The following is a 19,530-nucleotide window of genomic DNA, read 5'->3' as shown; positions in this document are numbered from 1 at the left end:
CTGGAAACCCTAGCAACGACGGGACAGGCTTACGGGACCTCGATCGTGACGGTGCCGGCGTCCCCGTCCACGCGGATCCGCTGGCCGCTGGTAAGCCGCTGGGTGGCCACCCCGGTACCAAGCACGGCCGGGATGCCGTACTCGCGGGCAACGATCGAACTGTGGCTCAACGGACCGCCGACGTCGGTGACCACGGCGGAGGCCATCGCGAACAGCGAGGTCCATGCTGGAGTGGTGATGCGGGCGACCAGGACGTCGCCCGGCACCATCAGGGCGAAATCCTGGGGCCCTCTCAGGACGCGGGCCGGAGCGGCGACCCGGCCCGCGCTGGCGCCGACGCCTTTGATGATGTCGCCGGGCTGGTCCTGTGAGCCGGCGGGCATCATTTTCCCGAAAGCCCCCTCCATCCACCGGCTTTCCGGGAGGAGTTGCGGGGCGGCGGCCCTGGCTTGCCCCCGCCAGAGCATCTTGCGCGCCTCGACGGCGTCGGCGCGGACGGCCCGGTCGGCCCCGGTAATTGCCACTGCCGCCGGTGCGCCCGGCGCGGCGAGGCCGAACTCGACGGCGCTTTGCAACTCCTGGCGGCGCAGCCAGAACACGTCGGCGGGGTCCGCGATGACGGCGGAGTCAACCAGCCGTCGTCCCAATTCGAGCAGCATCCGCCGCAGCAGCGGCCAGGCCAGACCGACGTCGGCCAGGGCGTCCTCGCGGATCGGGGCGGCGTTCTGAGCCCACCGGAGCACCCGAAGGAACGCTGCCTTGCGCTTCGGTCCGAGCCGGGTGATCGTTTGGTTGGTTTGGTCCTCCCTGCGCTCGGCCGACAGCCGCTGGCGCTCATGAGGGTCATTGCCCTGTCCCCGCAGGTAAAACTTCAATGTCTCCAGCAGGGTTGAGGGATCGTCGGCCGGCACCGGGCTGACGAAGTCCAGGTTGTAGACCGCATGGCCGAACCGGTCGAGGTGGTCCTGGAAGCGGGAATGCCATTGTTGCCAGAGCGCCTGGTCCACACCGGCCGGCGGGATCCCGGTGCGCTGCGACTCGACCAGTGCCAATGTGGGTTCGTTGAGGATCGCGGGGGCCAGCCCCGCATCCTCCCGGGCCCAGGCCGCGAGGTCGTACAGCGACTTCTCCGCCCGGATGGGTTCGCTGTCGTAGCCGAGGAGGAACGTCTGGGCGGGGGGATCTCCGTTGCGCCGTACGAACCTGTCGTAATAAGTCCGGAAGGAGATTTCGCTTGTCGCGGCGATGGGAATGATTGACTGCACGGCCGTGTAGTAAACGGTACCGGCGTCGAGCAACGCCTGCATGCCCTCGAAGAGTTTCTGTCCGGAGAGCTCCTCGACCGGCGTCGCCGACCAGTCCTTGATCACCTGCTCATAGCGGGGATGCGAATATTCCCGCCAGCCGGCCACTCCCATATGCGCCTTGCCGCGCACCAGCGCCCGCACCGCGGTTAGCGACTTGCCCATTACCCGCCACATTCCCGAAGTGCGGTAGTAGTAATAGGCGTAGCCGTTAATGGTGGGCAGTCCCACGTCGTCAGCGCGGATGACGTCCTTGCCGACAGCCTCGGCCATCAGGGCTCGCAGCGAACGCGACACCGAGCCGTCAATGAGGTCGGCGAACAGCGGCGAGAGCGGGTCGGGCAACTGTTCCACGATGCTGGCCCGAAAGTACATCCCCTTCGGGTAGGGCACTGTCCAGACGTCCGGGGTGTCAGCCGCCGGTTCAGGAAGTGCCGTGATCGGCCGGGACTGCAGGATGAAGAACTCGCTGCCGGCCCGCGCCCACTCGATGTCCTGCGGCGCCCCGAAGTGGTCGGCAATCCGTGTCCCATAGCCGGCCAGCGCGGCCGCTGCCTGGTTGTCCAGGACGGGCTGACGACGGCGCGCCGCCGGCACCGGCTGCTCCCGCGTGCCGTGGTCCGCATAGACAGTCATGACCTCCTTGTCAGCCGTGCGGCGCGACAGCACCCGGCCCGTGCCTGCCTCAACGACGACGTCATCCGTGGTCACCGTTCCGCTGACCACGGACTCGCCCAGGCCCCACGCGGCACTGATCACGGTCTGGTCGCGGCGCCCGTTGGCCGGATTGGCGGTGAACATGACCCCCGCTGCCTCGGCCGCGACCATCTGCTGGACCACCACCGCGAGGCGTACCCCGTCCGGGCCGATGCCCTCACGGGCCCGGTAGGCCATGGCACGCGCGGTCCAAAGGGAAGCCCAGCAATCGGTCACGGCCGCGGCCAAAGCCTCCGTCCCGCGGACGTTTAGGTAGGTTTCCTGTTGCCCGGCGAAGCTGGCCGAGGCGAGGTCCTCGGCTGTGGCAGAGGAGCGCACTGCCACGGCGGTATCCCCATTGCCGAGGCGCCCGTAGGCAGCGCCGAGTTCTGTTGCGATCACGGCCGGCATGGTGCCGCCGGTGAACAGGGCGCGGATCCGCTTCGAGGCATCCTCGTAGTCTTGTGGCGCCGCCTGCGGCGACAGAGCGGCCAGCTCACGGATGCCGGCCTCGAGCTGGTTGGCAGCCACAAAATCCGCATAGGCTGCGGTGTTCAGCACAAACCCCGGAGGGACCGGCAGCCCGGCCTGGATGAGGCCGCCCAGCCCGACGCCCTTGCCGCCGGCCACGGCGATGTCGCCTTGTCCCACATCGGCGAAGTTGTTGATGTAGGTCATGACCGTGCGTCCTTTCTGCCCGGCGCCGGGGTGCCTTGACTGAGCCTGATTCCCAACATACTGGCACTGCCGCAGGCAAGTGGCCATAGTTGCACCGGGGGACCGGAGTCCCCGTGAGAGACGCCCAAGGGTCAGACGGGCCCGGGTTTAGTCCTTGTCGAGTTCGTCGAGGAGGGACTTAGCCGCTTTGGCGATGTCGTTGTGGTCGTTCTGGGCGGCCCTGCTCTCGATGGCTAGAATCGCGCAGCGGTGAAGTCGCCGAAAGTCCCCAAAGGGAAAGCTGTAACGTCCCTTGGTGTCGTGTGTTTTCGCCGTGTCTTCGCCCAGATGCCACGTGCCGTACTCGGTGTAGCCGTGCTTGTCGATGAACGCGTTTTCCTGGTCGGCGTCGGGGGCATGCTCGCTCCAGTCGTCCCGGGTATCCCGGGCGATCCTTGCGTCCTTGATCAGCTGCCGGGCATGACGTAGCGCTGCGTTGTTGATCTTGATTGTCATCGAGTTGTTTCCGCTCTGTCGTGCGGGTTAGGTCACGAAGTTCTCGGGTGCTTCTGGTGACTGGGTTCCACCCCGGGAGACGTGGACTTTCGTGGTGGACGTTCCGGACTGCTCCGGCAGCTGGGCGCGAATTTCGAGGACACCGTCGATGTAGCTGGCCTCGACGGTGTCAGGGTTTGCCCCGCGAGGCAGCGGGACGCTTCGTGAATATTCGCCGTAGCGCACTTCGCTCCGGTAGCCCGGCTGATCCTTGTGGGCAGGTTCGCTGCGCCGGGCAGCAATGTGCAGAGCGTCGTCGGTGACGGTGATATCGATGTCCTTGTCGGGATCGATGCCGGGGATATCGGTTCGGACGACCAACGTGGTTCCGTCCCGGTATTCCTCGACTCTGAGCCAGGTATCTGTTTCACCTTGCAGGAAGCGCCGGACTGGTTCGGGCACGTCGATGCCGGAGCGGCGGAACAAGTTTTCCATGTCTATCTCCTTGCTCATCTTGAGTCTCTGGTCCGAGGCGGCCGACGCGCGCGGAACGGCGACTCCAGCAACTTCGGTGGTGTGCGGGGGACGCCCCTCAGCGAGGCGCGCCCCCTTCTGCTTCCCGGTCGAGGTGCGAGAGTCGGCGTCGGCGGCGTTTACTTGCGACGGCGGCGCTGGCGCCGGCCATCCGGGGGTACGGTTTGGTAAGACCCCGTTACCGGGGTCTTACCAAACCAGCCCGCAGCGGTCTAACAGAAATCGCAGACCGCCCACACGGGAAAATCAGGCATCCAAGGCACCGAGCTCGCTATGCCCTGGTTCTGCGGCCGGCAATGGCGCCATAGATCAGGAGCACTATGACGGCCCCGAGGATGGAGAGAAGCCAGGTCCGCAGATCGAAGAAGTCGGCGAGGCCTCCGCCGAAGATCAACGAACCTATCCAGCCTCCGAGGATGGCGCCCACGACGCCAACAACGAGTGTGATCACCCAGCCGCCTCCCTGCCGGCCGGGAAGGACCGCCTTGGCGATAGCTCCTGCGATAAGGCCGAGAATGAGGAACGCAAGAATTCCCATTGCTGTACTTCCTTTCGGTAGACCGGTCGTAGAATGCGGCCGTAAACGCGATTTAATCAGCATGCGTAGTGTCGTGCAATACCCGGTTTCGCGGCCTGCTGTTGCGGCCGTTCCTTCGCCGGTCTTGCCTGCAATGGAAGCGGCCGCTGGCCGTGCGTGTCAGGGATGGAGGCCGGGCGGGATCCAACCGCGGGAGGCTAGTTCATTGAAGCTGCGGGGCCAGGACTTGGCGCCGGACGGGCGCTGGCGTTTGGTCTTCCCGGTCGTGGAGTCTGGAAGAAATCCACAAACCGGGCGAGTTGTTCTGACAGGGTCTCCCACCCGTCGAAGTCTGCAGGTACGGCCGCGCGCTCAGCCTGAGAGGCCGCTTGCAGTGCGGCGTTTCCGGACTCGGTAATTTGGACCTGAAATTGGCGCCGGTCGGCGGGGTTTCGTGTCCTCGTGACCAGCCCGCCGTCCTCCAGGCGGGCGAGGACGCGACCGAGCGTCTGGCTCTGAACATGAACCTTTGCGGCGAGCTGCTCCTGGTACAAGGGGCGGGGCGCCACGGCTTCCAAAGCGATGACGGCGGCACGCGTCAATCCCAACGGCGCCAGGGCGTCGTCGTGGAGGCGTTGGACCAGGCGGGCCGCTGCGGTCAGTAGCCGGTATCCGTCGCGGGCGTGGGGCTCAGGGGCGAGGATCACTAAGAGCACCTTCCTGATTGGCGGGGTAACGAAATCACGTTGTCAGGGACGGCGCCAAATGGGCCGACATCCACCTCCACAGTAAGCATGCCGTGCATCCATTTTGCAAGCATGCTTACTATTTTCCTGCGCGGAGGCAGCCCCACGCGCGGTTCGCAATGAGTCCCTGTCCGACTTTCGGCCAAGGCCTTGCGGAACAGATAGGCAGTGTGCTTACTATTTAGTTAGTAACCGTGCTTACTAATTTCATCCGGTACCGCCAGCCACGATCCCAAGCGGACCATTCCTGAAAGAGAGCAACGATGACAGAAAACCCATGGGCCCAGGCAACACCCCAAGCTTCCACGGACCAGTACGCCGGCGTTGGCGTGGTGCCCCCTCAAGGCGCTGGCTCCAAACAGGAGGCAGCCAAGGAGGAAGCAGCGGACGTAAAGCGCCAGGCCACAGACGCTGCCCAGAACGTGGCGGAAACGGCCAAGACGGAGGCAGCCAACGTCGCCGCCGAGGTCAAGACCAATGCCCGGGACCTGCTGCACCAGGCCAAGTCTGATCTCACCGAGCAGGCAGGAACCCAGCAGCAGAAGGTCGCTGAGGGCATGAGATCTGTCGCCAGCGAACTGCATTCCATGGCCGCTGCCTCCGATCAGCCTGGCGTGGCCAGCGACCTCGTCCGCCAAGCCGCCGAACGGTCCTCCGCTGTTGCGTCCTGGCTCGACGCGCGGGACCCGGGTTCGCTGCTGACCGAGGTAAAGTCCTTTGCCCGCCAGCGCCCGGGCACCTTCCTCTTGCTCGCGGCCGGGGCAGGTGTGCTGGCCGGGCGTCTCAGCCGCAGCCTGAGCGCTGGGGCTCCCGAGACGACGGGCACCACCGCTACCTGGACGTCCGCCGGCGGCCGGATCCCCGACACCGGGGTAGCGGTTCCGCCGCCGCCGGTGCAGATGCCGGCGCCGCAAACCACGACGGCGGGCTTCGCGGACACCTACCCGCCGAATCCGCTGGACTCCGATTTGGGCACGGCCGACCCACTCCGCGACGCCGGGCCGGGCCGTAGGGCCTCAGAGTCCGTGGTCGGCGAGCCCCTGCAGCCGGTTGATCCGCTGCGCGATGATCCCTTTGACGGCGGCCGTCGATGAGCAGCGAAATTCCTCCCACCCCGGCCCAAGCGAAGGCTGAAACCCCTTCCTTGGGCGACCTTCTGGGTGAGGTCACACGGGACATGTCCACCCTGATGCGGCAGGAAGTGGAGCTGGCCAAGGTCGAACTCAAGCAGTCAGCCACCAGGGCCGGCAAAGGCACCGGCCTGCTGGCTGGGGCCGGCGTCGCGGGCCACTTCGTGCTCTTGTTCCTCTCTTTGGCGCTCTGGTGGGCGCTGGCTACCGTGCTCGGTTTGGGTTGGTCCGCTGTTGTTGTCGCCGTCATTTGGGCGATCGTCGCCGCCGTCCTGGCAGCCATGGGCCGCAAGGAGATCAACGCGATCAAGGGCATGCCGAGGACCGCCGAGACCCTGCAGGAAATCCCGCCCACACTTAAACCCAACTCTTAGATCCAGCGAGGTAACACGATGAGTGAAAACCCGGATGTCATCCGAGCAGATATTGAAGCAACCCGTGCCCGCCTGGGCACCAACGTCGATGCAGTGGCGGACAAGGTTACGCCGTCGCACGTCGTCCAGCGACAGACGGACAAGGTCAAGGACGCCGTCTTCGGAGTGAAGGAGAAGGTCATGGGAGCCGCCGACCACACCGCCGGCAACGTCCACTCAGCCGCCGGAAGCGCAGGCGCGCACCTCGGCGACGCCGGTGCCGCGATCGGCGCCGCCCCCGCGCAGGTCAAGAGCAAAACCCAGGGGAACCCGCTCGCTGCCGGGCTGATCGCTTTCGGCGCCGGCCTGCTGGTCTCGTCCCTGATTCCGGCCAGTCAGAAGGAGCGTGAAGCCGCTGATGCCCTCAAGTCGGCCGCCGAGCCACTCACGACGGAGCTGACGGACGCCGCGAAGCACGTGGCCGAGGGGCTCAAGGAGCCTGCCCAGGAGGCCATGGAGAACGTCAAGGCCACCGCCGCGGACGCCACTGATCACGTCAAGGCCGAGGGCCAGGGCGCCGTGGCCGATGTGAAGGATCGGACCGCCGAAGCCAAGGACAACGTTCAGCAGGCCTGAGGCCGCATCTGAATTCGGCCGGCTGCCCTCGCCGATGCGCTGGGCGGCCGGCCACTTCGCTTAACCCCAAGAAGGATTTTCCATGGCCAAGAACCTTGCCAAGGGAGAAAATGACTCCATGACCGATGCCGAAACGGACCAGAGCAGCACCGCCAAGGCCCGTACGGCGCCCGCTCCGGACGACTCCCGCAAACCGGACAGCCCCGCCGACGTCACCAAGCCCTCTTGGAAGTACATCGTCAAGAAGACCCTGCGTGAATTCACGAAGGACCAGTGCCCGGATCTCGCCGCAGCCCTGACCTACTACTCGGTCCTCTCCATCTTTCCGGCGCTGCTGGCCCTCGTGTCGTTGCTGGGCATTTTCGGGCAGGCCCAGAAGACCACTTCCGCGCTCCTGGAGATTGTCCAGCGCTTCGCGCCCGGTGACACAGTGACCGCCATCCGCCAGCCCGTCGAGCAGCTCAGCAGTTCCTCCGCCGCCGGACTCACCCTCGTGATCGGCATCCTCACCGCCCTCTGGTCCGCCTCCGGCTATGTCGGGGCGTTTGGCCGGGCAATGAACCGGATCTACGAAATCGACGAGGGCCGGCCGTTCATCAAACTTCGGGGCACTATGCTCGTCGTCACGATTGCCACCGTGCTGATCGTCCTCGTGCTTTCAGCCATGCTCGTCCTGAGCGGGCCGGTGGCCGAGTCCGTCGGCAACGCGATCGGCCTGGGCGGGGCCGTCCTGACGGCGTGGAACATTCTCAAATGGCCGGTGATCCTGTTGCTCGTGATCCTGGCGATCGCCATCCTCTACTACGCCACCCCGAACGTGAAACAGCCCAAGTTCCGCTGGATGAGCCTGGGATCCGCAATAGCCCTGGTGATCTTCCTGCTTGCGTCCCTGGCCTTCGCCTTCTACGTGGCCAACTACAACAGCTACGAGAAGACCTATGGTGCGATCGGCGGCGTCATCATCTCGCTGCTCTGGCTCTGGATCCTGAACATGTCGCTGCTGTTCGGCGCCGAGTTCGACGCCGAGATGGAACGTGGCCGGCAGCTCCAGGCCGGCATCGAGGCCGAAGAGACCATCCAGCTGCCGCCACGGGACACGAAACAGAGCGACAAGCTCCAGGCCCGCGAAGAGGACGACATCCGCCGCGGGCGGGAACTGCGGGAACAGCACGCGGACCAGCCCGAACAGCAGGAGGACAACGACCATCGCAGTGATACCGATGGAGTGGACCGCACCTAACTCACGAAAATGTCAGGCTTCCCTTATGGCGGCCAGCTTGACGTTGCCCTTTTGCCCTTCCCAGGTGCCGGTCAACGTGAGCGCACCGACTGGTTGCTCAGTAAGGTCCAGCCGCCGGAGAACGAGTAAGTGGAGGCCGGCAGTCTCGATGGCCGTGCCGGCGTCGGTGGTGCGTGGTGTGGCCGAAGAGACGTCAGGAACTGCATCGTGTATCGGTCCGGTGCTGTGCACGAAGACCGACTGGGCCAGGTGTTCTAGATTTCCCCCTTTTTGGAGGTATTGCTCTGCCTGCGGCCGGCCGAGCATGATGCTCGCCGCCAATGCCGCCACGTAGATGGGATCGGCGCAGGCATCGTAAACCCACCTCAGGCCGAGAACCGAGTGCTGCATCGTTCCGACTAGCCATGGTTCCGCGCCGGCCAAGGGCTGGGCCCTGTACGTGAGGGGAACTTGAACGGCGGAGCTGCCCACAGACACGATCATCGTTTCTATGCCCACCTCGCCTGCGGGGTCGTCGAACCGATAGGAGCCTACTTTGCGCAGTCCTGCCGTGCCGGGCTCCGTAAACCATGGCTGGCGGGGCAGCCACTCTTCGAGAAGTTCAAGTTTCGTTGGCTGCAATTCTGCCTGATGAATGATCGCCATGACTGCAGTCTAACCGCGAGGTAGCCTTCAAATTGTTGACGACGGATCGGTAATGATTCGTGAGGTCACTGCGTGAACGAGGTCGTCCACCGGCCGGGAGCTGTCCAGTCGAAGGACGGGGCAGGACAGCGTTGCCAGCCACTGTTCGTGTCGACGAAGGTTTCTGCCCGCGAAATCTGGGTCGTCATATCCTCGCGCCCAGGACAAGAACTCCTCATGGGCCGTCTTGTCGATCCCGCCGGTCCTTGCCCATTCGAGCAGCCTGACTTTCTCCCTCCCCGCAGCCTCGACATGCGCGGCTCCGGATCGAGCGTGAGGAGCACCACCGCATCAATCTTCTTGGTGAGTTCCTCACCCCAGCCCATAATGGAACCCGAAAGGACCCACGCACTCCGCGGCAGGAAGACTTCGCGCATCATCGCGATGCGCTCGGCAGGCGCCCGCTTCTCCCGGTACGGCGGTGATGTCGGCTGCCAGAAGTAATCGTCGACGTCCGCGTGGGGCACTGCCCACCGGTTGGCGATCGCCCGGCCGAGGGTTGTCGTTCCAGATCCACTGGCGCCCATGATGAACAGGCGGCAAGGATTGAGGGTGTTCAGCATCGCAGCAGAATACCGCCTCGCAGCTCGCGTCCCGCGGTCTTGAGCACGGCGCGGTGCGGGTGCCAGAGCCGTGCCTTAGCTCTCCCGGTCGATCTGAAGGTAGCTGAGTCCACTGACATCGAGCCAGAATTTGGTCGGAGTCTCTACAAGACGCAGCAGGACGCCCCCGCAGGAACTGCAGCGCACAACAATTCCCGGGGCGTCGGCATAGACCGCTGCTTCCCCGAAGACCCGGACAGCGCCACAGTTCTTGCAGCGACCGATCGCTGCGATGATGTCGATGCGGAACAATTCCCACAGCGGTCCTGCTGCCGCGTTCCCGTCAAGATGAGGGATTGGATTGCCTGCAGTTCCGGCGACGTCCTGGTCCTCGAGGCGCGGGTCCTCAGCACCCGGGGAAGCGGAGCCGTTGTTGCCAGTCACCGTATTCCTCCCGTTCCGCCGAAGCGTTCGGTTTTGATCGAGGTGGTCGGATAGCCCGCCAGCACCATCCACTCTGCGACCGTTTCGACAAACATCGTCTGACCGCAGATGAAAATGTCGGGGGCAACGTCCGCCGGCAGGATGTTTGCCAGCAGTGTTTCAGCGGTGAGTCGCTGCGGGGCGCTTGGCCAGCCCTCCGGAACTTTGCGTGTATAGAAATAGTCGACGGTCAGCTTGGGAGATTCCTGGCTTAAAGTGAGCAGCTCCTCCCGATAGAACCCTGTCTCGGGCGATTTGAGCGAGTACAGCAACCGGAACTGGGAAGGAGTCTCGGATGCCTCGTGGGCGCGGATCATGGACATGAGCGGGACGACGCCGGATCCTCCGGCGATCAGCTGAACCGGGTTGGGATCGGTCGGACGCCAGAGGAACCAGCCGCCGACGGGGCCCCGGATCTCCAACTGGTCTCCGACCATCAGATCTCTGACCAGATAGGGGGAGACCTCCCCGTTGGCCAATTCGTCGACCGTGATCTCCAGGATTTCGTCCATGCCGGCTGTCGCCACGGAGTAGGACCTCACTGCCGTATAGCCGTCGTCCGCCGTGAGCCGGACGTCGATGTGCTGGCCGGCAAGGTTGCCGTTCAGACCGTCCACGCGCAGCCCGATGGTTCTGGACGATTCCGTTTCGGGAACGCCGCTGACCACTTCGGCGACGCGCCATAGCGTGCTCATCTGTCCTGCCTCATGAGTAGCGCTCCTCGCGCCACGGGTCGCCGTAGATGTGGTACCCGTTAGATTCCCAGAAGCCGGGAGCATCGTGTGGCATCAGCTCGATGCCATTGATCCACTTTGCACTCTTCCAAAAGTACAAGTGGGGCACCAGCAGGCGGGCAGGGCCGCCGTGGGCCCGTTCCAGTGGCTCACCGTCGAATTCCCAGGCCACCCATGCCTGGCCGTCCAGCAGGTCCTGCAACGGGACGTTGGTCGTATAGCCGCCGTAGGAGTGAGCCGTAGTGAACTCGGACGTTGTTTCCACGTCCGCGAACAAGGTGTCCAGGGACACCCCGCGCCACGAGGTGCCCAGCTTGGACCAGCTGGTCACGCAGTGAATATCGGTCCGGATATCAACCTGCGGCAGCGCCAGGAACTCATCCCAAGACCAGGCGCGGCGCTGCCCGGTCTCCGTTGTAATGAAGAATTCCCAGTCAGCCGTGGCGATATAGGGTGCAGGGCCCGCCGTCAGCACGGGAAAGCTTGCCGTCTCGTATTGGCCGGGTGGTAACGCTGGATTGCCGGTGCGCCGTTTTCCATGAAAACCAGACGAAATGATTCCCATCTTGTACCTCCGATGCGGAGCTCCGCCGGTCGAATGTAATCGGTGCCCCAACGATATGGCAACGGCGGGACAGAGACCAGACATACAAACATTCTCCGGTCGGCACTCAGGACGTCTTACTTGCTGGGTCGTTCGGGTGCGGCCGCAGGGGAATGATTTCGACGGTCATCCATACGTGCAAAGGAAGGCTTGCGAGGACGCCCATCAGCTCGCTCTCATTTTCTGCACTCCAAAGGCCAAGGCTTCGCCACTCACCCGGCGCCGCCGGGGGCTTCCACAGCCGGAGAAGATGACCTTCGGTTGCTAGTTCTGCCGCTCTGATCGCTTCCCGCGATCTGGTCTCGTCCACGGTCGCGTCCGGTGTTCCGTCGGGGACGGTTGTGACTAGGTGGGTAAGGAACTCCATTTCCCGCTTCTTTCTTCTTTCATGCCAAAAAATCATTGCCCCGCCGTTTGTGGTCCCGCTTCTATGAGCTTGGCCGCGATTTGTCCGCGGAGGGCTTTGAGCGCAGCGATGTAAATCTCCGAGAATGTCGGGAACGGTTGGATGGTGTCGCTCAGGACATCGATGGGGACACGGGCCCGGATCGCCAGTGTCGCCTGCTGCAGCCACTCGCCCGCTTCCGGACCGAGCGCGTACGCGCCGGTCAGCCGGTCGCCGTCGCTAAGGAGCGTGAGGAAGCCGTTGCTTTCGGCGTAGGCGCGCGTGTAGGTTGCAGTCTTTGACACCTGGGAGACCGGCACCGTCGCGCTGAAGCGGCCGTCGGCAGCGCCCACCGCCGCGGCCTGCGGGTCCGTATAGGTGACCCGCGGGACGGCCTCATAGTTGGCCTCCCGCGGCTCCCCGAGGATGTTCGCGGCGACGACATCGCCCTGATACTTCCCCACGTGGGTCAGCGGCCAGATGCCGGTGACATCGCCGATCGCCCACAGACCCTCCGCCACGCGCAGGCGCGCATCGACAGGTACTCCGTGGGCATCCGGCTCGACGCCGACACCTTCCAGGCCGATCCCGCGGACCCGTGGGCGCCGCCCCGTGGCGACGAGCAGCCGCTCGCCTCGCAGCTCGCGCCCGTCGTCGAACTCCACCACGAAGTCCTCACCCTCGCGCCGCGCCGCGGACGCGCGTGCGGACAGGACGAGCTCGATGCTTTCGCGGCGCAAGACCTCGCCGAGGGCCTCGCCCAGCGGTGCCGGCTCCCGGCCGAGGACATGCGTGGACATATCCGCCAGTGCCACCTCGCCGCCGAGCCGGCGCACCGCCTGGGCCATTTCGACGCCGACCGGGCCGCCGCCGAGGATGAGCAACCGGCGGGGGATGGCCTTCATGGAGGTCGCCTCGCGACTCGTCCAGACACCCTCGAGCCCGCTCAGGCCCGGCACCGGGGGCACGACCGGTTCGGCACCGTTGGCGAGGACGACATGGCGGGCGGTGTGGCGCACGCCGTCGACCTCGACGACGCCCGGACCGGCGAGCCGTCCGGTGCCGCGCAGCAGGTCGATGCCTTGATCGGCCAGCCAGCGTTCCTGTCCGGCATCGGAGTAGTCCGAGACCATGAAATCGCGCCAGGCCAGCGCCGCCTCGACATCGACCTGGGCGCTGGCGGCGGCCTCACGTGCCGCATGGACCGCCTCGCCGGGCCGCAACAGCGTCTTGGACGGGATGCAGGCCCAGTACGAGCACTCGCCGCCGACCAGTTCACGTTCCACGACGGCCACGCGCAGGCCGCCCTCGGCGAGCGCGCCCGCGCAGTGTTCGCCCGGCGAGCCGGCGCCGATCACGATCACGTCGTAGTCGCTGTTCATGTCGGCAACTCCTCCCCGGCGTGCTCGCGCACCATGTAGAGCGCGTACCAGTCAGGCCAGTCCGGGTCATCCTGGCCCGTGAGCTCTTCGTGCTTGCCGTGTGCTTTCGCGGCCCGCCTGAGCGCTTCCGCAAGGTCGCCCGCGGACTCGTAAATGGTGGCCATCGAAATCTCCTTTCAGCGTGGGGGCTTCAGCGGCCCGGAAGCCTGGTCTTGATCTCCTGGAGGATCCAGCCGTTGCCGTCCGGGTCGCTGAAAGAGGCGAACGAGCCGTAGTCCCTGTGTCCAGGAGCCGGGCCGTCCAGGCGTCCCTCGGTCCCGGCGTGATGGAAGACGCCCGTGACGTCGTGGAATGTCTCGCTGACTTCGACCCCGCGCGAGATGAGATCTGCTCGGGCCGTGTCAATGTCGTACACCGCTAGGTGCAGGCCCTGCGCCGAGCCGGGCGGCGCCGAGGCAACGCCCTCGCCAAAGATGATCGAGCAGCCGGAACCTGGCGGCGTCAGTTGCATCAGCCGGTAGCCGACCTCGACGGCGACTTCGGCGTCGAGCCGCCAGCCCAGCGACTGGTAGAAACTCTTGGCCCGGTCGACGTCCGAAACCGGCACGACGACGACCTCGAGCCTGAACTCCCCGGGCTTCACGGGCGCGCTGGCGGTAGCGCTTGTGCTGTTCGTGTCGACACTATTCATCTCGGCCTCCCCTAAGTCGGGCGCGCCAGAAAAGGGCGACACCAGACTCCTGGACCCCGAAACGCGGACATAACGCCGCCCAACGTGCCGACGCTGCGGGCCGCGCAGCGGGTTCGCCGCAAGCTCTTCCTGGTCGCCCCCCGGTCGGTCTGCGGACCGGGGACGCTGCCCTCGGAACCCCACATTTGTCCGCTCCGGGGCGAAAGTCAAGGATAAATTGCCGTCCCCTCCGGTCACCCTTGCTGGCCTCCCGGCGTCGGCGTAGGCTCGCCCGCAGGAGCGGCGGTGCCACTGCGTGCCGGCAACTGGGCACCCTTCCACGGATGGAACAAGCGGGTACGGCCGGACTGAAATCGTTGAGTCGGTATACGGCACGGAGGGACCTGCGATGGACGGGGCTGAAGTTGCTGGCGCTGACAGTGGGTGGCCCGAACTCTGGGTCGATGACTGGATCCAAACCCGGGACACTGTGCACATGTGGACTCAGATTGTCGGCAAGATCCGCATGGCGCTCACTCCGCTGCTGAACCACTGGTGGCACGTAACGCTGTACGTCACGCCGCGCGGACTGTCGACGTCGAAAATCCCCTACGGGGGCGGGGCCTTCGACATCGAATTCGACTTCTGTGACCACCAGTTGCAGTTCCGCTCCAGCGATGGCACCGCCTCGAGCATCGTCCTCGAACCCATGTCTGTGGCCGCGTTCCATGCGGAAGTGTTTGAGACCCTCGCCAGGCTCGGCATCCAGGCATCCATCCGTGCGGTCCCGAACGAGGTGGAACCGGCCATACCCTTCGCCGAGGACCATCAGCACGCCTCCTACGACCCGGACGCCATCCGGACTTTCTGGCAGCAACTAATCCAGGCGGACCGAGTCCTGAAAGTATTCAGCTCCCACTTCAGGGGCAAGGCCAGTCCGGTCCATCTCTTCTGGGGGTCCATGGACCTGGCCTACGCACGCTTCTCCGGACGGGTGGCGCCCACTCACCCCGGCGGGGTCCCGAACTGCGCCGACTGGGTCATGGTGGAGGGCTACTCCCACGAGCTGAGCAGTTGCGGGTTCTGGCCCGGCGTGGGGGAGGAGGGGGCCTTCTATGCGTACACGTACCCCGAGCCGCCAGGCTACGCCGAGTATGTGAACGAAGCCGACGGCGTCGTATATCGCCAAAGTGACAGGCTGTACGTCTTGCCCTATGAAACCGTCCGCTCGGCGCCGGACCCCGACAGCAAGTTGTTGCGGTTCCTTCACTCCACCTACGAGGCGGCTGCGGTGACAGGACATTGGGACCGCGCAAGCCTTGAGGCGGATCCTGACCGTTGGCGGCGGTGACGCGACACCCCAGCAGCCGGGGCCAGGTACTTCGACGGGGTATCCGCACGGGGCCCTCTTCCTTCGCTGGGATTGTCTCGAAGAGTAGGGTAGTGGGTGACTTGAGGGGCACTCCGATCCGAGGGGAAGCCACATGAACGCCATAACTGGAATCGAAGTGTCGATCCCACCGAGCGGGACCGGTTGCGTTGAATGCCTGGCCGGCGGCGGGTGGTGGCTGCATCTGCGCCGGTGCGCCCAGTGCGGTCACATCGGGTGCTGCGACACCTCGCCGGCCCAGCACGCCACCGCGCATGCGCAATCGACGGGTCACCCGATCGTTCGCAGCTTCGAACCTGGCGAAAACTGGTTCTTCCACTATCCAAGCTCCTCATTTATCGACGGGCCGGACCTTGAACCGCCGGCACACCACCCACTGGATCAGACTGTCCCGGGCCCGGCCTCGCACGTGCCCAGGGACTGGCAACGCCACCTGCACTGACGACGGGACGGTTGCCGGGTTCTGCCGTGCGTGAGAGAGCCCGGGATAGGGTCGGGCCACCGCGGGTGCGGGTGTTAACTGAGAGGGTGAGTTCCCTACCGTCGGCGCGTACGCAGAGGCTCGTGCTCTGGATCGCGATTCTCGCGTCTTTCGTCTCGTTTCTCGACAGCAGCGTCATCAACGTAGCGCTGCCGGCCATTTCCCGTGATTTGGGCGGCGGACTTACGACGCAGCAATGGGTTGTGGATGCTTACCTGATCACGCTGGGTTCACTGATCCTGGTCGCCGGTTCGCTCTCTGACTTGCTGGGCCGCGTTGTGGTTCTCCGGGCAGGACTGATCGGGTTCGGCGCGACGTCAGTCATGTGTGCGCTGGCACCCACAACGGAGGTGCTGATCCTGGCGAGGGCGCTCCAAGGCGTCACGGCCGCCCTGCTGGTGCCCAGTTCCCTGGCCCTGATCACGTCAAATTTCGAAGAGGCCCCCCGGGCGAAGGCGATCGGCCAGTGGACAGCCGGGACAACCGTGGCTTTCATCGCGGGCCCCCTGCTCGGCGGAGTGCTCGTCGATTCGGTGGGCTGGCGTTGGGTCTTCGGAATCAACGTCCTGCCCATTGCTGTGACCTTGTACCTGTTGGGCGTGCTGCGGGCCAAGGATGTTCGCGAGGAGGGCGTGCGCATCGACTACCCGGGCGCCGTGCTCTGTGTGCTCGGGTTGGCGGGCCCGGTGTACGCACTGATCGAACAAGGCAACTATGGCTGGGGGAGCCCGCTCATTCTGATGCCCTTCGTCCTCGGCATCCTGTGCCTCGCCGGGTTCATTTGGCGGGAAATGACCGCGCAACAGCCGCTCCTGCCCCTCAGCCTCTTCTCCGTCCGAAACTTTGCCGTCGGCAATGTGGCTACGGCCTTCGTCTACGCCGCGCTGTCGATCGGGGGATTCATCATCGTGCTTTTCCTGCAGCAGGTTGCCGGCTATCCGGCGACGTTGGCCGCTCTGGCCTTGCTTCCTGTCAGCATCGTCAACATCCTCTTGGCGTCGTGGTTCGGCTCATTGGCCGGGCGGTTCGGGCCGAGGTGGTTCATGGCATTCGGGCCGGCTCTCGCCGGATGTGGCTACCTCCTGATGCTCGCGGCTGAAATCCCGGTCAACTATTGGACCCAGCTGATGCCCGGGATTCTCCTGTTCGCAGTAGGGCTCTCGGCGACCGTTGCACCGCTCACCGCCGCCATTCTCGGTTCGGTTTCGGAACAGCAGGCCGGCATCGGCTCGGCAGTGAACAACGCCGTCAGCAGGGTTGCCGGTCTGATCGGCATCGCGCTGGTGGGCCTCGTCGTGGGCGGCAAACTTGATCTCGACGGATTTCACCGGGTGGTGACCGTGACGGCGGTGCTTCTCATCTTTGGGGGCATTGTTTCCGCTGTCGGTATCCAGAATCCGCGCAAGCGGCCGGCAGGCCGGGCAAGACAGAAAGCCCCTCAAAGCACGCGGAGCTACCGGATTTTCAGACCTGGCCGATAGAGGTTCGGAAGTCCAAAGCCATCAGGCCGGGCCCGGGCCGAGCCGCTGATGCGGCACCCGTGTTTCCGTGGCCCAGCTGATCCGGGGAGCACCGATGCGCCCGCGAGGCGACCATACCTGGGGATGAAGCCCTGGAATCTAGCGTCGGGCTCCGCCGCGGACCTTGCCCGGGCATGAGGCTCCTGCGACGATGGCAAGGTGAACATGCCCATGGGCTACTGGGTCAGGCGCCTGGATGCGTCGCTGCAGGCACAACTCGATTCCACGCTGGCCCGTGTCCACCTGTCCAGAAGGCAGTGGCAGGTCCTGGATACGTTGAGCGCCGCCCCCGTCACGCCGGCAGAGATACGGGATGCTCTGCGCCCTTTCAACGCAGCCGACGGCGGCGGCGGGCAGGAGCGAGACCTCGCCGCGCTGGTTCGACGCGGGCTCGTGCTCCTTCTGGATGATCGCCTCGCGCTGACCGAGGCCGGCTCGGCACTGCGCTCGGAGGCAGCCGGGCTGGTCGAAGCTGCCCGGCGTGAGCTCACGGCAGGAATCGGAGCGGATGAGTACTCCATAGCTGTCAGCGTCCTGGAACGCATGAGCAACAACGCCGACCGGCTCGCCTCGCGTTAGGTGGGATTAGGAATAGCGCAGATAGCGGCCCTGGAGTCTGGCCCGCCCCCGGTGCTGATCTGGCGGTTGCCGAGTTCATCCAGCTATAGCCTGTCCGCAGCAAAACCGGAGGCGGTCCCGTTCGGCCCTGTTAAGGCGACGGCAGTCGCAGGATGCAGTCGCCTGTACCGGGTAGTGTGCATTCGCGCCAAACTCCTGCCTTCAGCGGGTTGTCCCGGTCCGCTGCATTGGCTTGGTCGTGGCATCTGGTGCGGCAGTGGATGTCCCGCCGGAAAAGATCGCCCCTTCGAGGTGGAAGCTGAGCAGTTCGGCACGGAATTTTACTGCGGCGACGTAACCGTTCAGCGCCGGCTCGGCACCGGGCAACGTCTTCCGGACCAGGCTTCGGAGCGGGCCGCTGGCAGTCTCCCGCACAGCCAGGTGCGTGAACCCCGTGTGGTCACTGACGGTGAAAGTGCGTACTACCTTGAGCAGTCCCAGGGGCAGGCCGCCACTCCAAGTCACAAGGCGGCCCGGGACCTGATGGACCAGCAGACGGAAGGTCCTCTTGCCGCCATCCCGCGTCCGGACCCTTATCCTGCCGCCGGCGCTGATCACACCGCTGACTTCGCTGACCCCAGAATCCCAGACGGGGTAGTTGCCCGCGTCAGTAATGATGTCCCACACCGTGCCGGCGCCGGCAAGGATAAGGGCTTCCGCCTCGGACGATTCCATGCCTTCAAGATTAACTGGCGGTCTCGAGGGCATAACCAAAAGATTCCTTTGTGTCGTGTGATCCCCCTGACACGTCCGGAGACACCGGTGAACCCTTCCCGTCCCCGGATGAAGGTACCGCGACTAATGGTTCGTGGTACCGGCTGAATCGCACGGCGCGCTGCCCGGCAGGGTGCTTAGTCGATCACTGAAGCGACCAGGCGTCGCCGCGAAAACTCAGCCAACTCAGCCAGTTCGGCAAGTCGGTGGGCACGTGAGGACTCGGCCTCGGTAAACGGCGCCTGCGGTCGGGAAAATACCAGAGGGCCAAGTAGCGGTGACGGTATTTTCAGGACGATTGCAGCACTGGCGGCGGGGTTTGCGCCGCTGTGATCGGGGACGAGTTCCGCGCCAAGCATCTCAGCGACCGCGAGTTGAAGTTCGTCCGGATTCTCCGCCACCCTGACGGCCAGACTCAGGGCTTTTGTCGGCCCATCAGCCAGGGCAAGGGCCGTCGTCGGCCAGGCACTCACTTCGCGACCCCCGCTGGCACCGACGGCGGTGAGCAGCTCAGTCTGGGTCGTGTGCTCCGGTGCGGCAACGATTAGTTCTGTCAGGACTCCTTCCCTGGCAGGATGGCGCTGAAGACCGAGAATGTCCGCTTTCACACCGGCCGCACCGCGGGCCAACTTCCCCTGCGCACCTGGCCCGTCATCGATAACGGCGCGGATTCGCCACAGGGCCGCCGTCGCATGCAGACGCCGCCGGTGGTTCAGTGCCGGGGCATGTAGCCAATCCCGCAGCGCCCGTCGGACGGAGGGCTCGGCTACCCAGATCACCAGCGCCGTCGCGGTCAAAGTCAGCACCAGCACTTTCTGGACGTAGGGCAGTCCCGTGTTCACCACCGCGGCGTGAACCACCAGCTCAATGGGCAACATGACGGCCACATTGGCCAGTGTCAGACGGATTTTCTGAGGATGGGGCAGTTGCCCGCACACTTCACAGGCCAACACGGAGGCTGAGGTGCCCCGGGCACGTTGTTTCATGCCTCCATGGTCGCGGATGGACCTTGCGG

At 65.1% G+C, this 19,530-nt stretch carries 24 protein-coding genes; 8 read left to right on the top strand and 16 right to left on the bottom strand.

Going from position 1 to position 19,530, the window contains the following annotated elements:
• Nucleotides 1-29: 29 nt before the first annotated feature.
• The 5 genes from BLS42_RS10990 to BLS42_RS10970 all read right to left on the bottom strand — a co-directional run bounded on the left by BLS42_RS10990 (nucleotide 30) and on the right by BLS42_RS10970 (nucleotide 4,910).
• Nucleotides 30-2,678, bottom strand: coding sequence for a PEP/pyruvate-binding domain-containing protein (locus BLS42_RS10990; protein ID WP_090580856.1), 2,649 nt, complete (start codon nucleotides 2,676-2,678; stop codon nucleotides 30-32).
• A gap of 147 nt (nucleotides 2,679-2,825) precedes the next feature.
• Entirely contained in the window at nucleotides 2,826-3,173 is a 348-nt protein-coding gene (locus tag BLS42_RS10985) for a hypothetical protein (RefSeq protein WP_090580853.1), read from the bottom strand.
• A 27-nt stretch (nucleotides 3,174-3,200) separates the two neighbouring features.
• Entirely contained in the window at nucleotides 3,201-3,647 is a 447-nt protein-coding gene (locus tag BLS42_RS10980) for an Hsp20/alpha crystallin family protein (protein WP_090580850.1), read from the bottom strand.
• Nucleotides 3,648-3,957: 310 nt separating this feature from the next.
• Nucleotides 3,958-4,224, bottom strand: a complete 267-nt coding sequence (locus BLS42_RS10975) for a GlsB/YeaQ/YmgE family stress response membrane protein (RefSeq protein WP_090580847.1) — start codon at nucleotides 4,222-4,224, stop codon at nucleotides 3,958-3,960.
• 197 nt (nucleotides 4,225-4,421) lie between these two features.
• On the bottom strand, nucleotides 4,422-4,910 hold the full coding sequence (locus BLS42_RS10970) for a MarR family winged helix-turn-helix transcriptional regulator (protein WP_090580844.1): 489 nt from the start codon (nucleotides 4,908-4,910) through the stop codon (nucleotides 4,422-4,424).
• A 302-nt stretch (nucleotides 4,911-5,212) separates the two neighbouring features.
• Between BLS42_RS10970 and BLS42_RS10965 the strand changes: the two genes are divergently transcribed.
• From BLS42_RS10965 to BLS42_RS10950, 4 genes are all read left to right on the top strand, one after another.
• On the top strand, nucleotides 5,213-6,043 hold the full coding sequence (locus BLS42_RS10965) for an ATP synthase subunit B family protein (RefSeq protein WP_090580841.1): 831 nt from the start codon (nucleotides 5,213-5,215) through the stop codon (nucleotides 6,041-6,043).
• Nucleotides 6,040-6,453, top strand: a complete 414-nt coding sequence (locus BLS42_RS10960; protein WP_090580838.1) for a phage holin family protein — start codon at nucleotides 6,040-6,042, stop codon at nucleotides 6,451-6,453. The genes BLS42_RS10965 and BLS42_RS10960 overlap by 4 nt, the downstream gene beginning before the upstream one ends.
• 18 nt (nucleotides 6,454-6,471) lie before the next feature.
• Nucleotides 6,472-7,068 carry a DUF3618 domain-containing protein gene (locus BLS42_RS10955; protein WP_090580835.1) on the top strand — a complete coding sequence of 199 codons (597 nt, stop codon included), beginning with the start codon at nucleotides 6,472-6,474 and terminating at the stop codon, nucleotides 7,066-7,068.
• Nucleotides 7,069-7,150: 82 nt separating this feature from the next.
• Nucleotides 7,151-8,308, top strand: coding sequence for a YihY/virulence factor BrkB family protein (locus tag BLS42_RS10950; RefSeq protein ID WP_090580832.1), 1,158 nt, complete (start codon nucleotides 7,151-7,153; stop codon nucleotides 8,306-8,308).
• A 12-nt stretch (nucleotides 8,309-8,320) separates the two neighbouring features.
• Here the strand turns inward: BLS42_RS10950 and BLS42_RS10945 are convergent, their stop codons facing one another.
• The 9 genes from BLS42_RS10945 to BLS42_RS10910 form a co-directional block, all read right to left on the bottom strand.
• Nucleotides 8,321-8,953, bottom strand: a complete 633-nt coding sequence (locus tag BLS42_RS10945; RefSeq protein ID WP_090580827.1) for a CG0192-related protein — start codon at nucleotides 8,951-8,953, stop codon at nucleotides 8,321-8,323.
• Between the two features lie 65 nt (nucleotides 8,954-9,018).
• Nucleotides 9,019-9,555 carry a P-loop NTPase family protein gene (locus BLS42_RS10940; protein WP_256336409.1) on the bottom strand — a complete coding sequence of 179 codons (537 nt, stop codon included), beginning with the start codon at nucleotides 9,553-9,555 and terminating at the stop codon, nucleotides 9,019-9,021.
• A gap of 75 nt (nucleotides 9,556-9,630) precedes the next feature.
• Nucleotides 9,631-9,978, bottom strand: a complete 348-nt coding sequence (locus BLS42_RS10935) for a DUF6510 family protein (protein WP_218122101.1) — start codon at nucleotides 9,976-9,978, stop codon at nucleotides 9,631-9,633.
• Entirely contained in the window at nucleotides 9,975-10,712 is a 738-nt protein-coding gene (locus BLS42_RS10930; RefSeq protein ID WP_090580823.1) for an FAD-binding oxidoreductase, read from the bottom strand. The genes BLS42_RS10935 and BLS42_RS10930 overlap by 4 nt, the downstream gene beginning before the upstream one ends.
• Nucleotides 10,713-10,722: 10 nt before the next feature.
• A complete protein-coding gene (locus BLS42_RS10925; RefSeq protein ID WP_090580820.1) occupies nucleotides 10,723-11,316 on the bottom strand; it encodes a sulfite oxidase-like oxidoreductase in 594 nt (197 codons plus the stop codon).
• Between the two features lie 106 nt (nucleotides 11,317-11,422).
• Nucleotides 11,423-11,722 (bottom strand): muconolactone Delta-isomerase family protein, encoded by a 300-nt coding sequence (locus BLS42_RS20815; RefSeq protein WP_090580817.1) that lies wholly within the window; start codon nucleotides 11,720-11,722, stop codon nucleotides 11,423-11,425.
• A 32-nt stretch (nucleotides 11,723-11,754) separates the two neighbouring features.
• Nucleotides 11,755-13,122 carry a dihydrolipoyl dehydrogenase family protein gene (locus BLS42_RS10915; protein ID WP_090580814.1) on the bottom strand — a complete coding sequence of 456 codons (1,368 nt, stop codon included), beginning with the start codon at nucleotides 13,120-13,122 and terminating at the stop codon, nucleotides 11,755-11,757.
• The gene (locus tag BLS42_RS20225; RefSeq protein WP_176803357.1) at nucleotides 13,119-13,286 is read right to left on the bottom strand and encodes a hypothetical protein; all 168 of its coding nucleotides are present in this window, start codon (nucleotides 13,284-13,286) and stop codon (nucleotides 13,119-13,121) included. The genes BLS42_RS10915 and BLS42_RS20225 overlap by 4 nt, the downstream gene beginning before the upstream one ends.
• A gap of 26 nt (nucleotides 13,287-13,312) precedes the next feature.
• Nucleotides 13,313-13,813 carry a VOC family protein gene (locus tag BLS42_RS10910; RefSeq protein WP_090580810.1) on the bottom strand — a complete coding sequence of 167 codons (501 nt, stop codon included), beginning with the start codon at nucleotides 13,811-13,813 and terminating at the stop codon, nucleotides 13,313-13,315.
• A 388-nt stretch (nucleotides 13,814-14,201) separates the two neighbouring features.
• Between BLS42_RS10910 and BLS42_RS10905 the strand changes: the two genes are divergently transcribed.
• The 4 genes from BLS42_RS10905 to BLS42_RS10890 all read left to right on the top strand — a co-directional run bounded on the left by BLS42_RS10905 (nucleotide 14,202) and on the right by BLS42_RS10890 (nucleotide 17,762).
• Complete coding sequence (locus tag BLS42_RS10905; protein ID WP_090580807.1) at nucleotides 14,202-15,143, top strand: DUF5996 family protein; 942 nt, start codon at nucleotides 14,202-14,204, stop codon at nucleotides 15,141-15,143.
• A 133-nt stretch (nucleotides 15,144-15,276) separates the two neighbouring features.
• Nucleotides 15,277-15,624 carry a UBP-type zinc finger domain-containing protein gene (locus tag BLS42_RS10900; RefSeq protein WP_090580805.1) on the top strand — a complete coding sequence of 116 codons (348 nt, stop codon included), beginning with the start codon at nucleotides 15,277-15,279 and terminating at the stop codon, nucleotides 15,622-15,624.
• A gap of 86 nt (nucleotides 15,625-15,710) precedes the next feature.
• A complete protein-coding gene (locus tag BLS42_RS10895; protein ID WP_256336405.1) occupies nucleotides 15,711-17,144 on the top strand; it encodes an MFS transporter in 1,434 nt (477 codons plus the stop codon).
• Nucleotides 17,145-17,348: 204 nt separating this feature from the next.
• A complete protein-coding gene (locus BLS42_RS10890; RefSeq protein WP_256336421.1) occupies nucleotides 17,349-17,762 on the top strand; it encodes a MarR family transcriptional regulator in 414 nt (137 codons plus the stop codon).
• A gap of 201 nt (nucleotides 17,763-17,963) precedes the next feature.
• Here the strand turns inward: BLS42_RS10890 and BLS42_RS10885 are convergent, their stop codons facing one another.
• Together BLS42_RS10885 and BLS42_RS10880 are read right to left on the bottom strand one after the other, a co-directional pair.
• A complete protein-coding gene (locus BLS42_RS10885) occupies nucleotides 17,964-18,476 on the bottom strand; it encodes an SRPBCC family protein (RefSeq protein WP_176803356.1) in 513 nt (170 codons plus the stop codon).
• 176 nt (nucleotides 18,477-18,652) lie between these two features.
• Nucleotides 18,653-19,501, bottom strand: a complete 849-nt coding sequence (locus BLS42_RS10880) for an amino acid-binding protein (RefSeq protein WP_090580794.1) — start codon at nucleotides 19,499-19,501, stop codon at nucleotides 18,653-18,655.
• Nucleotides 19,502-19,530 lie beyond the last annotated feature (29 nt).

The sequence above is a fragment of the Arthrobacter sp. ov407 genome, assembly GCF_900102895.1.
Lineage (GTDB): Bacteria > Actinomycetota > Actinomycetes > Actinomycetales > Micrococcaceae > Arthrobacter.
Note: the sequence above shows the minus strand (reverse complement) of the source record. Positions and strands in the feature narration are given on the sequence as shown.